Below are 18,526 nucleotides of genomic sequence, written 5' to 3'. Positions count from 1 at the left end.
TTTTCGGGGAATTAAAAAATCCGAATCGTTAGTAAACAAACGTTCAACGAACGGTGATCAGATAAGGGAAGAAATAAAAAGCGTCATGATACTTCTTTTGAAGTCTCGTATTTTTTAAGGCAAATAGGGCATAAGCAATTAGTATATAAGTCGCGTAATTCATTCAAGACTTGAGGACTAAGGCGAATCGTTTCGCACCAGCAACCTCCGCTATCGACCCGGCACTCAAAGGGATTGGAACATTTCGCGCATCTTTTACTGGTCATTTTTTTAAGAAAATACGATATCGTTTTGGCGTAATAATTCCAGGAACTCCTCTTCGGATACGATTACGACTCCTAATTCCTTCGCTTTCTCCAACTTAGATCCGGCGCCGGGACCTGCCAATAAATGAGTCGTTTTTGAAGAGACCGATCCTACCTTCTTTCCCCCGTAAAAAACTACTAGATCGATGGCTTTTTCCCTGGGTTGGAAATGTTCGAAAGAACCTGAAACACACCATGTTTGGCCCGCGAACGGTTGTTTATCCGCCTTTGCGATCGGATCGGCCTTCATCTTGACTCCGACTTTTTTTAAACGATCAACTAACCTTAGAATTCTCTTATCGGTAAAGCTTTCAACGATCGCTTCGACGGTAGACGGTCCGATGCCGGGTATTTCCAGCAAGGATTCCGACTTGCTTGAACTATTTGCAGCTTCTATAATAGAGTCCATCGATTCATATCCGTGCTCTATCAAAAGTTCAGCCACCTTAGGGCCGATTTCGCGAAGTCCGAGAGACGAAAGTACGAATCGAAAATCTTTCTTTTTAGAGTCTTCTATTCCCTTAAGAATTAAGTTTACGCTTTTTTCCCCGTATCCGTCCTCCTCTAAAAGCTTCTCCCTGTACTTGCCGAGCTCATACAAATCCGCAAGATCTTTAATATAGCCTTGGTCATATAAAAATTCGATCTGCTTTTCACCCAATCCTTCTATATCCATTTGTTTTCGAGAGCAAAAGAAAATGATTCCGTTTTTCACTCTATCCGGACATTCCACATTCGGACAAAATTGGTCTACGGAATCTTCCCTCTTCCGCGTTTGCGATCCGCAAGAAGGACAAATATGAGGAATTTTAAAAACTTTTTTCCCCGGTATGACCACTTCCTCGACAGCCGGGATGATTTCCCCCCGTTTCGAAACTCTGACAGTAGCGCCGATTCCGATTCCGAGTTCGTCGATATAATCCTGATTGTGCAAGGTGGCAAACGTAACCGTAGTACCGGCGAGATTGATAGGTTCGATTTCAGCGCGCGGGGTTATTTTTCCGGTTCGACCTACGGCATAATCGATGCCCACGATCTTACTCTCTTTCATGAGCGAATCGAATTTATAAGCCCTTGCCCAACGAGGAGAATGAGACGTATAACCTAAGGCCTGTCTTTGCGCCAAATCGTTTAGCTTAATCACCAGGCCGTCGGTAGGAAAACCCAGCTTTTCCTTTTTTTTTCTGAATTCGCGAATCGCCGCGGCGACCTCGACCCCGGGAATCAATTTCGTATCGGGAGGGAGCGGGAACTTCAAATCTTCCGCCCTTTTCATTACCTCCGCGTGGGTTTTAAATTTTAATTTCGTATCGGGGAAAAATGCATCGTACGTAAAAATGCGTAAAGGTCGCTTAGCGACCTCCATCGAATTCTTCTGTTTGAGGGAGCCCGAAGCGAGGTTTCTAGGGTTGGCGAATTTACCTTCGTACGATTCGTTAAATTCCTCGAAGTCCTTATACGTCATATACACTTCGCCGCGGAGATATACGGATATATCTTCTTCCAATCTGAGCGGAATACTTCGAATTGTCCTGATATTATCCGTGACATCATCTCCAACCCCACCCGTTCCTCGAGTCACTCCGTTCGCTAGCACTCCATTTTCGTAATAGAGCATTAAAGAAGCGCCGTCTATTTTCCATTCCACGGAATAAAGACCGTTTGGATCCGTTTTTTGAATCCAATCCAAGAGATCTTCCTCGCTATACGTATTCTCAAGCGAAAGAACCGGTAACTTATGGGTGAATTTCTGAAAGTCCTTATCTAAATCCGAACCGACCGTTAATGTCGGACTAGCAGGATCCATAAGTTTCGGATACGCGTGTTCGAGGCTCTGCAACCGTTTAAATTTTTTATCGAATTCAAAATCCGAGATTATCGGTTTATTTTTTACGTAGTAAAGATATTGATGGTGTCGGATTTCCTTTTCCAAGACACGCATTTCTTTTTGTGCGTCTTTTAGAGAAGGAACGACCTCGACAGCCTTCGCCTTTTTTGCGGGCGGTTTCTTGGAGGAATTTTTACTAGCAGCTTTCTTTTCTTCGGCGGAAGTTTTTCTAGGCATACTAAATTATGTTATTTTAATATTGGCCGATTCCGACTTTCATATAATCCATCGGATCCGTACGATTCGATTCCCCGATCCAGACTTCGTAATGAACGTGAGGTCCGGTGACGTTTCCTGTAGAGCCTACGGTTGCGATCAATTGTCCTTTATAAACCGTGTCCCCTTCCTTCACTAAAAGGCGGGTGCAGTGGCCATACAAGCTATAGTAACCGTTTGCATGCTGGATTACTATATGATTTCCGTAGCCTCTGGGAGAATGAATCGCGCGATACACTCGCCCATCGCCCGTAGAATAGATCGGAGTGTTGGGAACGTTTGCCAAATCGACTCCGTCATGAAATTCCATATATCCGAAAGTAGGAGATCGTCGCATCCCGTAATAAGAAGTAAGATTGTAAGACGTCAGAGGCTCTCCGAACGGGAGCGCATTCATGATCCCGTAACGGGTATCCAAAAAATCGTACACCGAATCTACCAGGGCGCGGTTTTTTTCCATGGAAACTCGAACGGTTCGATATCCGTATATTTCCGAAAGGTAGGATCGTCCTAGCATCAGGTCTTTATCCGCGGTTTCTTCCGATTTTAGTTCGCTAAACGCTATTCCATCGATGTCGGAATCGTCCGGCAGTTTGAGTAATTCCTCTGCCTGTCCATCGGTCAAGGAATGGATTTCCTGGAGATTTTCGGTTAATGTCAAAAAATCATCCTGAATATCGTCCAGCTTGGCGCTATATTCGATGTATTCGTCAAAATACTTTCCATAAACGGAAGCAAGCGCATTGATTTGAATCCGAGTGTTATTGTATTTTACGATTCCTAAAACGGCTATGCCGACTATCGAAAACAAAAGACCGACTAAGAAAAAAATAGTAAATATGGATATTTGAAAATGAAAAGACTTATCAAATCCGTGAGGAATCAGAAGAACGGTTAACCTTTGGTGGCCCTTCTCCTTAACCTGGTCGATGCGCTTTTTAATCATCTTTTCCATGGTCGAAATCCTCTCAAAAGAAGGATTTCGACCGGGAAGGATCGGTCAAGTGGAAACTAGATCCAGATGAATTCCATATTTAGGTCTTAATGTGACTAAAGGTTCCAAAACGACAGGTTTTTCCGTTCTCAATCGAAACTTAAACTTTCTGCAAACCAAAGCCAGTACAAGCACTGCCTCCGTTATCGCAAAAATATTGCCGATACATACTCTCGGGCCGCCGCCAAAAGGGATGTACGCGTTTTTAGGTCTGTCCTTGGACCTTTCTTCGTCAAATCGATCCGGATCAAATTTATCGGGATCTTCCCAAAAATCGGGATTTCGATGCAAATTGAAAATACAGATGGATACGTTCGTGCCAGGAGGAACATCGTATCCGCCGAGAGTATCCCATCCCATCGATCTGCGTTCTATCGTCCATGCAGGAGGATATAATCTAAGAGTCTCATCCAAGACCTTTCTGGTATAAGTTAAATTTTGAACGTCATCCAGTGTAGGATTACGATCTCCTAATACGTTTATCGACTCTCGTCTGATTTTTTCATAAGCATCCGGGTTTTGCGTGAGTAGATAAAAAGCCCAAGCAAGCGCGTTTGCCGTCGTCTCATGTCCGGCCAAGAGGAGAGTAATCGCTTCGTCCCTCACCTGAGTTTCGCTCATTCGATCGCCGGTCTCTTCGTCCTTAACTTCGAGCAGCATGGATATGATATCGTCGGACGGAGTTTTCTTTCTTTCTTCGATCAATTCGTCCACTATCGAATGCATCTCTTGAACGGCTTTTTTCAATTTTATATTCCCTGGCGTCGGCCAGTGAATCGGCGGCGGAATCAACTTCTTAATTCGCTTCGTAGTTATTTCTAATGCGATCGTCAAAGCCGACTCGATCCGATTTGCATAACTTGTAACTTCGGTTTTAAAAAGCGTTCTTCCGACAATCGCGAACGTTAAATGCATCATCTCTTTGGAAACGTCTATAGACGACTTTGGTTTCCAAGTCTCTAACATCTTGTTCGTCTCGTTTGCCATAACTTCCACAAACTCGGCGATTCTTTGGCGATGAAAGGCGGGCTGAATCAACTTTCGTTGTTTCTTCCAAAACTCTTCCTCGCTAGTCAAGAGTCCTCTTCCTAGAATTCTTCCCAATTCTTTGTAAAAGACACCCTTATGATAATTCTGGTTATTTTCTTGGAGAACCCGCTTAATGTCTTCTGGTTGAGTAATAAGATAAATTACGATTTTTCTAATTCCGAATCGGACGGTGTTACCGTACTTCGCATGAAGCATTCGGAAAAAACCGATCGTATCTCTACTTAAAAACGGTAGATATCGTAAGGCTGGGAATCCGAAGGTTCCCGGTGGAAGATTTGGAACAGGACGGCTCGGATTTGTTTCTTTTAGCGACAACACTGGATCTTACTCCCTATCCTTCTAGGAAGGATATTTCTAACGCGGATTTGTCACCCAACCAATCCGCGCTCAAGAGTGTATAGCATTTGTTACAATAGCAAGCCTTGTTTCGACCGAAGACAAAAAATCAATCGGGCTCCGATCTACCTTTGCTCGAAAGAAGTTTCAATCAGAGTTTCAACATCCATTAACGGGGAATTCGGTAGTTGCTTATCCTGCAATTCCTCGTTGCTAAGATCCGGAGTTTGCATACTAGTTTCTGCATCCTCATACGTTCCTTCTATCTGCTCCTCCACCCAAACCTGCCAATTCGGTTGGGTGGATTCGCCTGGTTGATGAACCAGTAAGGAAGAAAATGCAATTGCTCCGATCGTAAATCCGCTCATCGTGATTCCTGCAATCCATCGGATCCGCGAGGCTTTGCGTTGCTGAAAAACCAAATTCGAAATCTGGTCGTTCCATGACTGACTATCAAGGCGACGAGAAATTTCCTCTTCGAGTTTGTCTTTCTTGTTTCCTTTCATTTTGCCTAGTTAACTCCTATTTCCTCAGCTTTCCTGGAAAAATAGTTTTTTCAGCATTTGTTTTCCTCGAAAGGAGCGAGACTTTACGGTTCCCTCGGGAATACCGAGCTTTTGCGCAATTTGCTGCTCCTTGTATCCTTCCGAAACGAGAGCCAGGACGGATTTATATTTCCAGGGTAAATTAGAAATCAAATCCTTGAGTTCCAATTCGGCTCCGCTTTCCTCCATTTCATCTCTCGGATTCAAGATGGAATCTTGAACGACTTTTTCCTTGAGCTTGGTAGCGAGATTCGCTTGGCGCATCCGCTTTTGATTCATGCGAAGGGATTCATTTCTCGCAATCGTATAAAGCCAAGTGCTATGAGAAGAGTCTCCTCTAAACTTGTTTGCAGCCAAACTCTTGTATGCACGAATATAAGTTTCTTGCGCTACGTCGTCGATCGAATCGTAAAACTCCTCGTATAAGTTCTTTTTAATAGCGGAAAGCACGATGTGCTTCGTTGAATCGATCAAGATGGCAAATTCTTTTTGTTCCATTGTCTGTTTTCCTCAGTGAAGGATGCCCGGTAAGGGCAACACAATTCTTTCGGGAACGAATAAGTTCAAGGGGAACCCGGGAGCTTCCCTATGCTCCTCGGGTAGGGTTACGGATTCCTTTTCCTTCCCCCGCTTTCTTTGTTCGAAAGTTAAAACCCTTTCGATAGCGAGCCGATGTGCGATCTGGTTCATCCGAATTTCGGATGTGTATTTCCCGATCGACTGTACAAGAACCCGGACTTTTACCAGATCCGGATTTTCCTCCATAAGCAAGAGCTCCAGTTCGACTTGCTTTGGAGAAAGAAGGCGTAGCCATTTTTCATGTTCCTTCTTGTACCTACGGTTTATTCTCGCAATTTGTTCGAGCTGCGGCTCGGTTAAAGTATAACGATTTCTTAAAGATTCAATATCTCCAAAAACGACACCTGCGGCTCTCTCCGTGCGAAAGACGGAAGAGGCACCCCGATATTGATTTGCATGGATGATTTTTACGCGAGGAGGCTCCTCGGCAAAAAGTGCGGCCGGTGTTATGAAGCTAGCGGTTAGAACGACTCTGACGAATGAATTCGATAGAAACATAAGCCCCGTTCTGTCCATAGTCTTCTATTCCTGAGACCCCATTTTACAAACTCCGTTTCCTGTGATCGACCCGAAAATATGGTTTTTTGAAAAAAACGGAGCGGCCTAACGAATTGGAGAACATAATTCTTTCGCTTAGGAGCGGAATTTAGGAAAAATCCTTTCCCCTTCTTCCGAAATCTAAATCCTTTTACGCATGTCCTCCTTTCCCTCGACCTTTGAATCCCATCCTGGAAAAAAGGTTTTTTGGAACGGCCAAAAAAGGCTCGCTTTAGTCTTTTTACTCGCGCTTTGCTTCGGAATCCCCGCCTCGATCGATTTATCCATCGAACGAGACTATGAACTCAGAACTCTTCATGCCGGAAATTATCGATCCTTAAAACCCGCAACGGTCGCGATCGTTCCCGGAGCTTCCGTTTATAAAAACGCCCCGTCCCCGGTATTAAAAGATCGTTTAGATTGCGCTCTGGAATTATACCGTCAAGGTAAGGTCCGAAAAATTCTATTATCGGGAGATAACGGAAGCCGTTATTACAACGAAGTGAAACCCATGTTGACCTACGTGTTAGAAAGAAACGTAAACCAGCGGGATGTTTTCGTAGATCACGCAGGATTCCGAACGCTTGACACCTTAGTTCGAGCCAAGGAGATTTTCCAAGTCAAAGACGCAATTTTTGTAAGTCAGAAATTCCACCAGCCTCGGGCCGCATTCATCGCAAAAAAAATCGGTTTGGAATTCCAATCCTACGAATCGGACCGACGGCCCTATGTCAGCGGTCCCTTTAGCCGTTTTAGAGAATTCTTTGCGAGAACTCTTGCGTGGATCGATATGAACCTAACCAACACGGCACCCAAATATTTGGGAAATCCGTTTCCTATCGAAGGGAGCGGAACAAAAACCTGGAAAGGATCCGTTCTTTAATAATTAACTATATTCGGATAATCGAATATAATCGAAAATTTCGCGAACGGCATCCTTAACGGAAATTTTCGGCTTCCACCCTAGCGATTTTAATTTGGAATTATCTCCGACTGAGCGAAGCATTTCGGCCGAACGTATTCTCGAAGGATCAATCGTCGGAATAATGGAAACCTCGCTAAATTCTATCATCCAATTTAATATCTCGGAAATCTTGGTTTCCGTTCCGGAACATATATTATAAATTTCTCCAGTCATGCCTCGCTCGGCAAGTAGGATATACGCTTCTATCACGTCTTGAACATGTAAGAAATCTCTAGTAGGATTTAAATCCCCGACTAAAATTTCTTTAGGTAATCCGGTATTTTCCGTACTTGCGACTTCGAGAATCTGCCTACAAAAATTCGGAACTACGAATTTGGAATTTTGCCCTATGCCTATATGATTAAAGGGTCTGGAAACGATCGTTTCCAGATTCTGATTGCATCTAGCGTATTGAAGACAATATGTTTCGGCGGCAACTTTTGAGGACGAATACGGGTTTAGAGGTTTGGGAGTCGTTTTTTCTCGGACTGGAAGACTTTCCGAAGTAAGATTCCCATAGACATCGGCGGAAGAAACGTACAAAAACCTTACCTTTCGATTGAAACGTCGAAGTAATTCTAGTAGGTTCAGGGTTCCGCCTACATTGATTTCCAGAGTTTCGGACGGGTTTTCGATGGCCCTAGGAACGAACGCCTGGCCCGCTAGGTGAAATACTAGATCGGGAACAAAATCTCGTAACAAATTTGAGAGAGTTTCGTAGTCCCGTAAGTCGCAGATACGGAAAGGGAATGGTAGATTCCGGCTTTGATCCCGAACCCCCAAACCAAGGACAGTATACCCGGGCCGTTTTAGGAGTTCGCGGACCAGATATGTCCCTACAAATCCCTCTGCACCGGTTACGAGACATTTCATGAAACGAATGATCGGCAAAAACCGAACAAAAATACGATTGTTTTGTCGATAGAGGAAAAAACAATCGAATAAAAGTCCCGGGTTCTATGGAAGAAAGATCTCCCGATATCATCGAAATCAAAGACACTTCCGTGAATGTCCGGGAGTTGATGGAAGAAATCGAGTCAAGATTGGCTCGACGCCCTGTCACGAAAGAGGAACTTGAAAAACTTTCCCGATGGAAATTTGCCCCCGAGTCTCCGGAAGGATACCGAGAGTTTGATGCCGCGGAGACCGCCCACTTATTCGAAAAAGGAATTGCACCACCCAAATTTACGAACCCGAAATTCAAATTCATTCGAGGTCCGCTTCGATGGGTCTTTATCAGCCTCGTAGAATTTTACGCTTTCTTAGACAAGAAACTTTCCGAAAATCGAACTCGAGCTTTTTACAGCGTATTAAACGAATTAATCCTTTTGCGTGGCGATCACGAAAAATTGAAACGTAAATTCGAGCGATTCTATAACGAATTTATCGAGTTAAACTATTCTCTGCGTAGGGAAATAAAACCGGAATTTCTTTGGTCCAGCGAGTTTCTTTACGAAGAAGAAACGTTAGAAGAAAGCGAAAAGCTCCTCCTATCGATGATCTCCCCCGGAAATTCCGTCTTAGTTCTCAATCCTGAGTGGGGAAAATTCCTAAAACATTTACTCAAGGCCCAGATCGAGTTTCGTTGCGTGACCTGGAACGCAAATCATTATAATTTCATAAAAGAACAGGTTTTCAATTCGGTCGAATTACTTTCCTTCGATGAACTACTACCGCAACCTCCTCTTCCTTCCAAAGTCGTTCTGCCGTCGAATCTATGTTTTTTGCCGAATTGGGTCCTGGAAAAATTATTTAGAACCTTAGCCCAAAAGGCGGCTCCAAGCACCGAATTTCTATTCAGATATTCGAATTTCTCGAACCGATTCGCCTCGCCTTTCCAGCCGGTTCTTTTGACCCAGGTCGGAGAATCCTCACTCAGAGAGTTTCTTAGAAAATTAGGATTTAAGAACGTAGTGGAAACTAAAGTCGGCGACGGTTTTGCCGTACTTAGCTTCAGAAAATGAAAGTCTATCAACATATCACCGAATTCCGCGATTACGATGGAATCGGAAACGATATGAAAGGAATATCCTCGACCTTAGATTCGATACAAATTCCGTCGGAAATCGTTTGCCTTTCTAATTTTAGTTCCGCGGATTTTTCGATCCGAAATTTTTGGGACGAAAATTGGCGGGAGTACGAAAATAGAAATCAAGTTCATATTCTTCAGTATGGCGGACCAGGCTACCCTTTGGATGATTTTTTGGCCTTGCCAGGAAAGAAATTCGTTCGGTTCCAAAACGTTACGCCTCCGATTTTTTTTAAACCCTTCGTTGAGGAGGATTTATTTCATTTATTCGCACTTGAATTTAAACGGTCCATTTTAGAACTTCATAAACTCAGTCGTTCCGTCGAAGCATTCATTCCAAGTTCCAAATACAGCGCATCCAATCTGGAAGACTTGAATATAATGAATTCTAAGGTTTTACCGATAGTGCGTAAATACCGATGGGCCGGACGAAACGATCGGAGAAGAAACGGCTATACTCTTGGGTTCGTAGGAAGAATAGCGCCTAATAAAAAAGTCGAAGACCTACTTCTATTAATATATTTTCTTAAGCGAATCAATAACAAATACAGGATCCTAATTTGCGGATCCGTTCCGGTAATATTCGACAAATATTTCTCTCATCTAAAACGTATGACCTGGGATTTAGGGTTGGGGGAAAACGTCCAATTCAGAATGAGTCCGAACGATCATGAGATGGTCAGATTTTGGGATGATATGGACGCGTACGTGAGCATGAGCGAACATGAAGGCTTCGGTATTCCTCTTGTGGAAGCGTTAAGCAAAGATCTTCCCGTATTCGCCTATTCCTGCACTTCCGTTCCGGAAACCTTAAGAGGGGGAGGATTTCTTTTTAGAAACAAAGACTTGAGTAGTCTTCGAAAACTCGCGGAATGGATCCATCTGGTTTTACAAACGGAAGGTTCCGGAAATCCTTTACCAGGAGAAGGAGCTTCCGTTAAACGCAGAGAAGTCGTGGAAGAATATAACTCGATTCCTTTCGACCGCTTCTTTAAACAACTACTTACAGTTAGAGAACCGAGTTCGTCGGTACACTAAGATGGGAAGGCGGGGAATTCATCAATTTGCAGCCGGTTTTAATTTAGGCGACGCCATTTCGAATGAAATGTCGTCCCTCAGATCCGTATTTCGAAAGCTAGGTTATTCCTCCGAAATCTTCGCCGAGAATACGGGCCCTGGAACCGCCGCTTATGTTAGAAAATACAAATATTTTAAACCGAAAGGAAAAGACATTTTATTCTATCATCATTCGATTCATTCGAACGTTCTGGACTTTATTCGAAAGACAAAACAACCGAAAATCCTCGTCTACCATAACGTTACTCCTCCTTTCTACTTCGAAAAATACGATTTAAAACTAACCTATCTGCTCCGCGAAGGTAGGGAGGAACTAAAACAAATCAAAGACGAATTTTCCCTATCATTTGCCGTCTCGGAATTCAATAAGAAGGAATTGGAGGAACTTGGTTACGAAAACGTCAAACTTTTACCGATCACGTACCAAATTCCTTCAAAGCCGATCTTCTTCGGGCCGAGAATTGTCGAACTACAAGCGAGAGGACCTCGGTTTCTTTTTGTCGGAAGGATTTCCCCCAACAAAAAACAGGACGACCTAATTCGCTTCGCATATTATTATTTGAATACTTTCGGAGAGGATTTTCAACTATTCTTAGTAGGCTTTAGCTCGAAGGAACTTTATCTATACAGAGAAGAATTGGAAAGAATGTTAGATTTTTATAAATTACGCAGGAATGTTATCATAACCGATTTCCTGACTGACGAAGGCCTACAGAAGATGTATCGCGAATGCGATTTGTTCATTTCGATGAGCGAGCACGAAGGATTTTGCGTGCCATTACTGGAAGCTATGGTTCACGGGATACCCGTTATGGCGTTCGATGCCGGTGCGGTCAGTGAAACTTTGTCCGGTGCCGGAATTTTATTTAAAGAAAAGAAAATGGATTTTCTCGCCGAATTAGCCAACAAGATAATTACGGACCCGAAGTTAAATAGAGCCGTACTCGATACTCAGGAAAAGCGAATCAGAAACTTTTCCACAGTCCGTCCCGAATCCATTTTGAGGCCGATCCTTGCAGAATTCTCGTAGACGCCTAGCCATAGTAACTCCGATTTTTTCGGGCCGAGTTTCCGGCGGCTCGGAAAGATTAATTTATCTTTATACTTTAACGCTTTCGAAATTCTACGAGGTGACGGTTCTATCCACTCGTTCGTTGGATTACATAAGTTGGAAAAATCAGATTCCGGTTAAGGAAATTACTCCGGTGCAATTAGGACCGGATATAGAAAAAAAAATTTCCTCCGAATGGTTGGAAACGAATTCCGAAGATCGAATTCGAATACTTCGCTTTTCGGTCGAGAAAGAACGTCAAATTCAGAAATTTAATAAGTATTCCGATCGGATATTAAACGATCGTACCTACGGTCCTTTTTCTAAAAACGCTTTCAAATCCGAAGAAGACCAAGAGCGGATTTGGGTGGAAATGCAGGGCCCCTACTGCCCCGACCTCATACAATATATCGAAACGAACGAAAGAGACTATGATGTTTTCGTTTTCGTTTCATACTTGTATTATCCGATGGTCTATGGACTTCCGTTAGTGGCCAAAAAATCCTTGGTAATCCCGACTCTGCACGACGAGCCTCCTGCACGACTTTCCATTTATAGAAATCTTTTCAAGGACGATTCCGCATATAGCTTCAATACTCCGGAGGAAAGGACTCTTTTTCGGAATATATACGGTTTTTCTCCGACTTTGGAGAGCGTAATCGGCATGCATCTCGAAACGCCCGAACCGGAAATGCTCGAACGCAAACAGTTAAAAAAAGAGAAGGATTGTTTCGATTTTCTTTATATAGGCAGAATAGACGAAGGCAAAGGTATTTCCGAACTCGTGGACTTTTTCGCCGATTGGCAAAGAAGAACCGGAAGGCGGGATAAACTTTTGTTTGCCGGAAAAGGCGATCTTAAATTGCTCCATAAGCTTACGAAGTATCCGTTCCTTCAAGTTTTAGGATTCGTAGAGGAATCCGAGAAGGCTCGCTATATCTTAGAAGCGGACGTGCTTATCAATCCTTCCCCGATGGAAAGTTTTTCTATAATTTTAATGGAGGCTTGGATCCGAAGAACTGCGGTATTAGTGAATGGAAAATCGGAAGTACTAAAGGGTCATTGCCTGAGAAGTAACGGCGGACTGTATTATATCGATAAGCAGAGTTTCGCCGCCGTCGCCGATTATCTAGTTTCTCATCCGAAAGAAAGGGAGATTATGGGAATCAACGGAAAAAGGTACGTCCAATCGAATTTTAATCCGGACATCGTCGAAAAGAAATTGATCGACATAGTCGAGCGAACGATCCGTCGTAGATATTCGGAATAATCTCGGCATCTATTCGATCGCTACGAACTTTAATCCGATGACCGAAGCGATTAACGTCGAGAGGAAGAATATTCGCCAGCTCTGGGCCGATTCCCCGAAAAAGAAAATTCCGATAACAACGGTTCCTGCCGCACCGATTCCTGTCCACACTGCATACGCGGTTCCTAACGAAATCGTCTGAGTGGATCGATTCAGAAAAAAGAAACTTAAACATGCGAAGATGAGGAATCCTAACACATATTTCCAATCTTTGAATCCGTCGGAAAGTTTCATGCAGGTAGTAAAACCGACTTCGAAAAGACCTGCAGTAATCAATAATATCCAATCCATAGAAGTCTAAGTTCCGTTAGTCGCTTCTATCTGGAAGAATTATTTTCGCGTCTTATCGGAATACCTTATATCGATCGCCTTAGAGTCGCAGTACTTGCGAGTCTCAGGAATCCTTTCTTTCCGATAAACGAATCATCATCTTATTTAAGGATTCGATTTCGGCGGCGTCCAGCATTTGAAAGCGTTCACTCACGCAGTCCGTAATTTTCGAATCCAATTTTTGGAAAATTTTCTTCCCAGCGGAAGTCAGTTCCAAATCCCAAGCCCGTCGATCACCCTCGTTTCGAATCGCATCTAAAAGTCCTTTCGCTCTCAATTTCTCGATCAGAACGGTTATGTAAGCCGGGCTAACATCCAACTCTCTCGCAAGATCCGCTGACCGAAGTCGATTGGGAAAAAGATTTCGAAGCACGATAAATTCGTTCATCGTGTAACCTTCTTGAGAAATGATTTGGCCGAATTCCTTTTTCAAATCTCTAGAAAAGGTTCTAAACCTTTCCGATAATTCCTGGAGTTTGTCAGTTTTGGCCCGAGCCATTTTTGTTTACCTACTTAATAATCAACAAACTTAATTATTGGCTCTATCAAAAGTAACGAACGATTCGCAGTATAGGAAGAAAATCGAGCATTCCGTATTTTTAATCCAAAACGGCAGCCTAGGGTTTATTCAGAAATTCTTCCAAAATTTCAATCATTCTATCGTGAAGTTTCCCGTTTGAGGCCACAACATTCGATACGTACGGGTGAAAGTCATTATTGTCGTACGTGCTGAGCTTTCCTCCGGCCTCAAGTAAAATGGCCGCGGCCGCAGTCATATCCCAGGGTTTTAAATCTTCTTCCCAAAATGCGTCAAATTTACCGTCAGCAACCCAGCATAAATCCAATCCCGCAGAACCCGTGCGGCGAACGCCTCTCGACTTTAACAAGAAATTTCGGAGATTGAAAATGAGTCGATCAATTCGATCTTCCCGATCATACGGAAAGCCGGTGCATAGAAGAGCATGCTTTATTTCCTTCGTTTTAGAGACCGAGATTCTAAATTTATCCCTGAAGGCACCTCCGCCTTCCATCGAATGATATATCTGCCCCATAGCAGGTAGAGGTACGATTCCCATTACCGGCTTTCTCCTCTCCATGTCCTCTAAACCGATGCATGTACAGTACAGCGGAATTCTATGGGAATAATTTACCGTACCATCCAGAGGATCTATAATCCATTTAAATGACGTGGTTCCTTGGTACGAGGAACCCTCTTCGCCTAAAATATGGTCTTGCGGAAACGCGTTTCGAATCTCGGCTACGATCAGGCTTTCCGACCCTTTATCCGCCTTCGTGACGAGATCCGATTCTATATTTCCTTTGTAAGAAATCGATAGGTCCTCATCCCGATGAGTATGAATTAAGAAATCCATAACTTTCGGTGCGAAGTTTAGGAAATGTTGGTATCGAATTTTTATTTCGTTTTCGTAGCTCATTGAAAAGGACTTGGACGTTTTCGTTCAAGCTGACCGAAGGCTGTATTTAGTAAAGGAAGTTACCGGAGAGGGGCATTGACTTAATTCGGTTTCGATTCCGAATTTAGAAAATCCTCCGCCTTCTTTCTATGTCCCTCTTTCACATAGATCGTAGCCGCACTAATAACCGCGGCAATGACGGCCGCGTCATCTAGGTAACCGACACCGATAAGAATATCCGGAATCGCATCGAAGGGAGTCAGAAAGTAAGCCAATGCACCTGCGATCGTCAACTTGGCTTTTAGAGGCGTTTCCGAATCCAGCATCGCGAAATATAACGAGATCGCGTCCGGTAAAAATGGAACTTTGCCGGCGACTTTTTTAACCTTCGGCCAAAATCCTCGCTTAACTTTTTCAATCTTATTTTCATCCATTCGTTTCTAAGATTACGATCGATTTCGGGAAGAGCCAATCAAAAAACGGATAAATCCAAACTCTCGACAAAATGATGGGCCGATTTTTCGCCGTACTATCCGCGTTTTGAAAGCTTCTTCCTGTATAAAGAAGATCTTGCGGAAATTGTATGAGGAGATTCTTACAGTCGATCCTGTTCTTAAAACATGCCTTCGTTAAGGGCTTGGGCTAATAGCTGCTTTGATGAAGAGTTCCAAAATACTAAAAATGATCCGTGCTTTTCTCGAATCGAGCGAAGCGTTCCGGTACAGGAAGTATAATTCGTACTTCTTCATCGGAGAAAGGATCCACAAATTCCAAATGATAAGAAAGCAATAGCAATCCAAACGATTCGAAAATGGGTGCATTTCGGGAATACAGCAAATCCCCGACTACGGGGGCTCTTTGACTTTGCATATGAACTCTAATTTGATGGGTCCTTCCGGTTTCCAAGAGTGCTTCTATAAGCGAGAATTTTCGGCCGCTTTTTGATACTAGCGTCTTTAGAACTTTATAATGTGTCACCGACGGACGTCCTTTCGGCGAAACCGTCATTTTAAGTCTCTCGGTAGGATGCCGACCTATCGGTAAATCGATCGTTCCCTCTCCCTCAGGAAGAGATCCTTGGGTCCAGGCTAAGTACTTTTTGGTGATTTCCCGTTTTCTAAAAAGTTCGGACAATTTTGCGTGCGCAACATCGTTCTTAGCGATAAGCATCAGTCCCTCCGTAGGTTTATCCAAGCGATGGACAATACCAGGTCTTGCTTCCCCTCCTAACTGAGATAGTTCCTTAAATTTATATAAAAGTCCGTTGACCAGGGTTGCCGAGCGATCACCGGGCCCGCTGTGAGAAGCGATTCCAGGCGGTTTTCGAATAATCATATAGTTGATCGTTTCCTTCAACACTTCCAAATCCATCTGAATCGGCTCGAGATTTAATGGAGGTTTAGGTGGAACCGAAATTTCGAAAATTTCTCCGGAAGTTACCTTATAGGAAGATTTATCGATAATTCTTCCGGAACTCCCCCTAACCCATCCTGAGTCGATCCAATGCTGTACAGAGGCACGAGATATCTCATCTCCGAGAGTCGCTTTCAGGAATTTATCGATTCTCGACCCTTCCCACTCCGGCTCCGCTTGAGCACGCAGCTCTAGATTCATCCATATCTCTCCTTAAATGAAACGACCATTATCAAGAATTTCATTCTTACGGTATCGTTAAAAAAGATTTCCCATTTTCTCAGAATTCATATATTTTGGATAAATTCATCGTAAACTTTACCCTCACCCATCAAAGGACGGATACAACATGGTTAAAAAAATTCTCAACCTCCTGTTAGTCGGTGCAACGGCTTTTTCAATTTCGTTTTGTGCTTCTTCCGAAACGAAAGAACAGCCGGCACCCGAACCGCAGGCAGCACAGGGGCAAACTGCTGCAGCTTCGCGTAGCGTTGATTTGGACTCTCCTGTAGGGATCGCAAATACCTTTAACGAGAAACTTAAGGATTTCCGCTATCCCGATGGAATTACACGTCCCGGTTTTAGCTACAAAAAAGCTGATGTAAGTGCCGGAGACTTTAGCGAATGGGCAAAAGTAAATATTGCCGTTTTGAAAGACGCCATTAGCAAACTTCCCGATTCTTGGGCTTTAGAAATCACCGGACATACCGATCAAGTCGGACCCGAAGAAGCGGAAGGTGATAAAAAAGGAAACGTCTACTACGGAGACATTCGTGCAAAAGCGGTTAAACAAGCGCTTGTTAAACAAGGCTTACCGGCAAATCGTATCGTAACAAAAAGCGTAGGCTCCTCTTCTCCGGTTTCCGGCTTAGATGCGAAAGACCCGAAAAACCGTAGAGTCACTTTCAGTTTTGTAGAAAGCGCAGCTCCGGCAGCACCGGCTCCGAGCAATCCTCCGCCTCAACAACAATAAATACTCTAGGGAAATAGCATACCCGGATTAGAAAAAAGGACGATCATTAGGATCGTCCTTTTTTTATCTGGGGTTGAAATCCTCGTAAAGATACTCAGTCGACAGCCGGAGAAATCATCTTTTCCGGAAGCACCCACTGGTCAAACTGATCGCTCGTCAACAAACCGAGCTCAATCCCGGACTCCTTTAAACTAGTTCCCATCTTGTGCGCGTTCTTGGCGATTTTAGCGGCATTATCATACCCGATATGCGAATTCAATGCCGTCACAAGCATCAAACTATTCCGTAAGTGCTCCGATATTTTTTCTTTATTCGGTAAAATCCCGCGAGCGCAATGCTCTTCAAAAGAAAGAGCCGAATCCGATAGGAGTCGAATCGAATTTAGAACATTGTGAATGATTAACGGTTTAAAAACGTTCAATTCGAAATTTCCGGAAGCACCACCGATATTCACCGCGACGTCGTTTGCGATTACCTGCGCCGATACCATCGTCATTTGCTCGGATTGAGTCGGATTGACTTTACCCGGCATAATGGAAGAACCCGGCTCGTTTTCCGGAATCGAAATTTCGCCGATTCCGCAGCGAGGTCCGGAAGAAAGCCATCGCACATCGTTCGCGATCTTCATAAAAGAAGCTGCAATCGTCTTTAAAACCCCATGTGTCTCAACGAGCGAATCGTGCGCGGCAAGGGCCTCGAATTTATTTTCCGCCGATACGAACGGTAAATTGGTTTCCTTTGCTATTTGAGCCGCAGCTCGCAGAGCAAACTCAGGATGCGTATTCAAGCCGGTACCGACCGCAGTGCCGCCCAACGCTAATCTATAAACGGACGGGAGAACTGACTTTACCCTCTCTATATTATATTCAAGTTGTTTAACATACCCCGAAAATTCCTGCCCTAATGTTAAAGGTGTCGCATCTTGTAAGTGAGTTCTTCCGATTTTAATAATATCCTTAAACTCGACCGTTTTTTTTCGAAGCGTATCCTTTAATTGTTCTAAAGCGGGAATGAGCCTATGCACAAGCTGTTCTGCCGCGGCAATATGCATCGCAGTCGGGAAAGTATCGTTAGACGACTGGGCTTTATTTACGTCGTCGTTTGGGTGAACCGGTTTTTTTGAACCCTTTACCCCTCCCATAATTTCAATCGCACGATTCGATATGACTTCGTTCGCATTCATATTGGTCTGAGTGCCCGAGCCCGTCTGCCAAACGCTTAATGGAAAATGTTCGTCGAGCTTTCCTTCGATGACTTCGTCGGCAGCCTGAACGATCAGTTTCTTTTTATCTTCCGGAAGTAAGCCGAGATCGGCATTAACGATCGCTGCCGATTTCTTTAGTACGCCTAATGCCCGTATCATTTCTCTCGGAAAGCGATCATTGCCGATATGAAAATGATGCAGCGATCTCTGGGTCTGCGCTCCCCAGTACTTCGAATCGTCTACTTCGATTTCTCCCATGGAGTCGGTTTCGATCCTAGTTTTCATGGATCCTCCGTTGCTATGTAAGTTAT

20 protein-coding genes are annotated in these 18,526 nt (G+C 43.7%); 6 read left to right on the top strand and 14 right to left on the bottom strand.

The window, feature by feature from the left end; all coding sequences use genetic code 11:
• Positions 1-83: 83 nt before the first annotated feature.
• The 7 genes from LEP1GSC047_RS22585 to LEP1GSC047_RS18935 all read right to left on the bottom strand — a co-directional run bounded on the left by LEP1GSC047_RS22585 (position 84) and on the right by LEP1GSC047_RS18935 (position 6,429).
• Entirely contained in the window at positions 84-266 is a 183-nt protein-coding gene (locus LEP1GSC047_RS22585; RefSeq protein ID WP_081654395.1) for a cysteine-rich CWC family protein, read from the bottom strand.
• Between the two features lie 4 nt (positions 267-270).
• On the bottom strand, positions 271-2,247 hold the full coding sequence (gene ligA, locus LEP1GSC047_RS18960) for an NAD-dependent DNA ligase LigA (protein WP_052580751.1): 1,977 nt from the start codon (positions 2,245-2,247) through the stop codon (positions 271-273).
• A gap of 139 nt (positions 2,248-2,386) precedes the next feature.
• Positions 2,387-3,364, bottom strand: a complete 978-nt coding sequence (locus LEP1GSC047_RS18955; protein ID WP_010416005.1) for a M23 family metallopeptidase — start codon at positions 3,362-3,364, stop codon at positions 2,387-2,389.
• A gap of 45 nt (positions 3,365-3,409) precedes the next feature.
• Positions 3,410-4,771: a cytochrome P450 gene (locus tag LEP1GSC047_RS18950; protein WP_039935528.1), complete on the bottom strand. Its 1,362-nt coding sequence runs from the start codon at positions 4,769-4,771 to the stop codon at positions 3,410-3,412.
• 143 nt (positions 4,772-4,914) lie between these two features.
• Positions 4,915-5,295 (bottom strand): hypothetical protein, encoded by a 381-nt coding sequence (locus LEP1GSC047_RS18945; protein ID WP_010416010.1) that lies wholly within the window; start codon positions 5,293-5,295, stop codon positions 4,915-4,917.
• Between the two features lie 24 nt (positions 5,296-5,319).
• Positions 5,320-5,832 carry an RNA polymerase sigma factor gene (locus LEP1GSC047_RS18940; protein WP_010416012.1) on the bottom strand — a complete coding sequence of 171 codons (513 nt, stop codon included), beginning with the start codon at positions 5,830-5,832 and terminating at the stop codon, positions 5,320-5,322.
• A gap of 12 nt (positions 5,833-5,844) precedes the next feature.
• Positions 5,845-6,429, bottom strand: a complete 585-nt coding sequence (locus tag LEP1GSC047_RS18935; RefSeq protein ID WP_010416014.1) for a hypothetical protein — start codon at positions 6,427-6,429, stop codon at positions 5,845-5,847.
• Positions 6,430-6,607: 178 nt separating this feature from the next.
• Here LEP1GSC047_RS18935 and LEP1GSC047_RS18930 point away from each other — a divergent pair, with 178 nt between their 5' ends.
• Positions 6,608-7,333, top strand: coding sequence for a SanA/YdcF family protein (locus LEP1GSC047_RS18930; protein ID WP_010416017.1), 726 nt, complete (start codon positions 6,608-6,610; stop codon positions 7,331-7,333).
• A gap of 3 nt (positions 7,334-7,336) precedes the next feature.
• Here the strand turns inward: LEP1GSC047_RS18930 and LEP1GSC047_RS18925 are convergent, their stop codons facing one another.
• Positions 7,337-8,287: a GDP-mannose 4,6-dehydratase gene (locus LEP1GSC047_RS18925; RefSeq protein ID WP_039935524.1), complete on the bottom strand. Its 951-nt coding sequence runs from the start codon at positions 8,285-8,287 to the stop codon at positions 7,337-7,339.
• An 86-nt stretch (positions 8,288-8,373) separates the two neighbouring features.
• Here LEP1GSC047_RS18925 and LEP1GSC047_RS18920 point away from each other — a divergent pair, with 86 nt between their 5' ends.
• Genes LEP1GSC047_RS18920 through LEP1GSC047_RS18905 form a run of 4 tightly spaced genes read left to right on the top strand, consistent with a single transcriptional unit; the run spans position 8,374 to position 12,841 of the window.
• Positions 8,374-9,378: an LIC_10202 family protein gene (locus LEP1GSC047_RS18920; protein WP_010416021.1), complete on the top strand. Its 1,005-nt coding sequence runs from the start codon at positions 8,374-8,376 to the stop codon at positions 9,376-9,378.
• The gene (locus LEP1GSC047_RS18915) at positions 9,375-10,481 is read left to right on the top strand and encodes a glycosyltransferase (protein WP_010416023.1); all 1,107 of its coding nucleotides are present in this window, start codon (positions 9,375-9,377) and stop codon (positions 10,479-10,481) included. Before LEP1GSC047_RS18920 ends, LEP1GSC047_RS18915 begins: the two co-directional genes overlap by 4 nt.
• A gap of 1 nt (position 10,482) precedes the next feature.
• A complete protein-coding gene (locus LEP1GSC047_RS18910) occupies positions 10,483-11,550 on the top strand; it encodes a glycosyltransferase family 4 protein (RefSeq protein ID WP_010416025.1) in 1,068 nt (355 codons plus the stop codon).
• A complete protein-coding gene (locus LEP1GSC047_RS18905) occupies positions 11,534-12,841 on the top strand; it encodes a glycosyltransferase family 4 protein (protein WP_020989213.1) in 1,308 nt (435 codons plus the stop codon). The genes LEP1GSC047_RS18910 and LEP1GSC047_RS18905 overlap by 17 nt, the downstream gene beginning before the upstream one ends.
• 9 nt (positions 12,842-12,850) lie before the next feature.
• On the opposite strand, the gene LEP1GSC047_RS18900 is transcribed toward LEP1GSC047_RS18905, so the two are convergent.
• From LEP1GSC047_RS18900 to LEP1GSC047_RS18880, 5 genes are all read right to left on the bottom strand, one after another.
• Positions 12,851-13,171, bottom strand: a complete 321-nt coding sequence (locus LEP1GSC047_RS18900; protein ID WP_010416027.1) for a DMT family transporter — start codon at positions 13,169-13,171, stop codon at positions 12,851-12,853.
• A 103-nt stretch (positions 13,172-13,274) separates the two neighbouring features.
• Positions 13,275-13,709 (bottom strand): MarR family winged helix-turn-helix transcriptional regulator, encoded by a 435-nt coding sequence (locus LEP1GSC047_RS18895; RefSeq protein ID WP_010416029.1) that lies wholly within the window; start codon positions 13,707-13,709, stop codon positions 13,275-13,277.
• 118 nt (positions 13,710-13,827) lie between these two features.
• Positions 13,828-14,646 carry an inositol monophosphatase family protein gene (locus tag LEP1GSC047_RS18890; RefSeq protein WP_010416031.1) on the bottom strand — a complete coding sequence of 273 codons (819 nt, stop codon included), beginning with the start codon at positions 14,644-14,646 and terminating at the stop codon, positions 13,828-13,830.
• A gap of 80 nt (positions 14,647-14,726) precedes the next feature.
• Positions 14,727-15,059, bottom strand: coding sequence for a YkvA family protein (locus LEP1GSC047_RS18885; RefSeq protein WP_010416034.1), 333 nt, complete (start codon positions 15,057-15,059; stop codon positions 14,727-14,729).
• A 241-nt stretch (positions 15,060-15,300) separates the two neighbouring features.
• Entirely contained in the window at positions 15,301-16,239 is a 939-nt protein-coding gene (locus tag LEP1GSC047_RS18880) for an RluA family pseudouridine synthase (RefSeq protein WP_010416037.1), read from the bottom strand.
• A gap of 148 nt (positions 16,240-16,387) precedes the next feature.
• On the opposite strand from LEP1GSC047_RS18880, the gene loa22 reads away from it, so the two are divergent.
• Positions 16,388-17,011: an OmpA family outer membrane lipoprotein Loa22 gene (loa22, locus tag LEP1GSC047_RS18875; RefSeq protein WP_010416040.1), complete on the top strand. Its 624-nt coding sequence runs from the start codon at positions 16,388-16,390 to the stop codon at positions 17,009-17,011.
• A 94-nt stretch (positions 17,012-17,105) separates the two neighbouring features.
• Here loa22 and fumC read toward each other — a convergent pair whose 3' ends face one another.
• A complete protein-coding gene (gene fumC / locus LEP1GSC047_RS18870; protein WP_010416043.1) occupies positions 17,106-18,500 on the bottom strand; it encodes a class II fumarate hydratase in 1,395 nt (464 codons plus the stop codon).
• Between the last annotated feature and the right edge of the window lie 26 nt (positions 18,501-18,526).

The organism is Leptospira inadai serovar Lyme str. 10, from assembly GCF_000243675.2.
GTDB classification, from domain to species: Bacteria; Spirochaetota; Leptospiria; order Leptospirales; family Leptospiraceae; genus Leptospira_B; species Leptospira_B inadai.
This window is presented reverse-complemented; position numbering and strand designations above follow the sequence as displayed.

Excerpts from the sequence above, each read along its gene's own strand:
- LEP1GSC047_RS18900 (WP_010416027.1), bottom strand. The coding sequence starts at position 13,171 with ATGGATTGGATATTATTGATTACTGCAGGTCTTTTCGAAGTCGGTTTT.
- LEP1GSC047_RS18885 (WP_010416034.1), bottom strand. The coding sequence starts at position 15,059 with ATGGATGAAAATAAGATTGAAAAAGTTAAGCGAGGATTTTGGCCGAAG.
- LEP1GSC047_RS18940 (WP_010416012.1), bottom strand. The coding sequence starts at position 5,832 with ATGGAACAAAAAGAATTTGCCATCTTGATCGATTCAACGAAGCACATC.
- loa22 (WP_010416040.1), top strand. The coding sequence starts at position 16,388 with ATGGTTAAAAAAATTCTCAACCTCCTGTTAGTCGGTGCAACGGCTTTT.
- LEP1GSC047_RS18895 (WP_010416029.1), bottom strand. The coding sequence starts at position 13,709 with ATGGCTCGGGCCAAAACTGACAAACTCCAGGAATTATCGGAAAGGTTT.
- LEP1GSC047_RS18955 (WP_010416005.1), bottom strand. The coding sequence starts at position 3,364 with ATGGAAAAGATGATTAAAAAGCGCATCGACCAGGTTAAGGAGAAGGGC.
- LEP1GSC047_RS22585 (WP_081654395.1), bottom strand. The coding sequence starts at position 266 with ATGACCAGTAAAAGATGCGCGAAATGTTCCAATCCCTTTGAGTGCCGG.
- LEP1GSC047_RS18925 (WP_039935524.1), bottom strand. The coding sequence starts at position 8,287 with ATGAAATGTCTCGTAACCGGTGCAGAGGGATTTGTAGGGACATATCTG.
- LEP1GSC047_RS18915 (WP_010416023.1), top strand. The coding sequence starts at position 9,375 with ATGAAAGTCTATCAACATATCACCGAATTCCGCGATTACGATGGAATC.
- LEP1GSC047_RS18935 (WP_010416014.1), bottom strand. The coding sequence starts at position 6,429 with ATGGACAGAACGGGGCTTATGTTTCTATCGAATTCATTCGTCAGAGTC.
- LEP1GSC047_RS18930 (WP_010416017.1), top strand. The coding sequence starts at position 6,608 with ATGTCCTCCTTTCCCTCGACCTTTGAATCCCATCCTGGAAAAAAGGTT.
- ligA (WP_052580751.1), bottom strand. The coding sequence starts at position 2,247 with ATGCGTGTCTTGGAAAAGGAAATCCGACACCATCAATATCTTTACTAC.
- LEP1GSC047_RS18910 (WP_010416025.1), top strand. The coding sequence starts at position 10,483 with ATGGGAAGGCGGGGAATTCATCAATTTGCAGCCGGTTTTAATTTAGGC.
- LEP1GSC047_RS18880 (WP_010416037.1), bottom strand. The coding sequence starts at position 16,239 with ATGAATCTAGAGCTGCGTGCTCAAGCGGAGCCGGAGTGGGAAGGGTCG.
- fumC (WP_010416043.1), bottom strand. The coding sequence starts at position 18,500 with ATGAAAACTAGGATCGAAACCGACTCCATGGGAGAAATCGAAGTAGAC.
- LEP1GSC047_RS18920 (WP_010416021.1), top strand. The coding sequence starts at position 8,374 with ATGGAAGAAAGATCTCCCGATATCATCGAAATCAAAGACACTTCCGTG.
- LEP1GSC047_RS18945 (WP_010416010.1), bottom strand. The coding sequence starts at position 5,295 with ATGAAAGGAAACAAGAAAGACAAACTCGAAGAGGAAATTTCTCGTCGC.
- LEP1GSC047_RS18890 (WP_010416031.1), bottom strand. The coding sequence starts at position 14,646 with ATGAGCTACGAAAACGAAATAAAAATTCGATACCAACATTTCCTAAAC.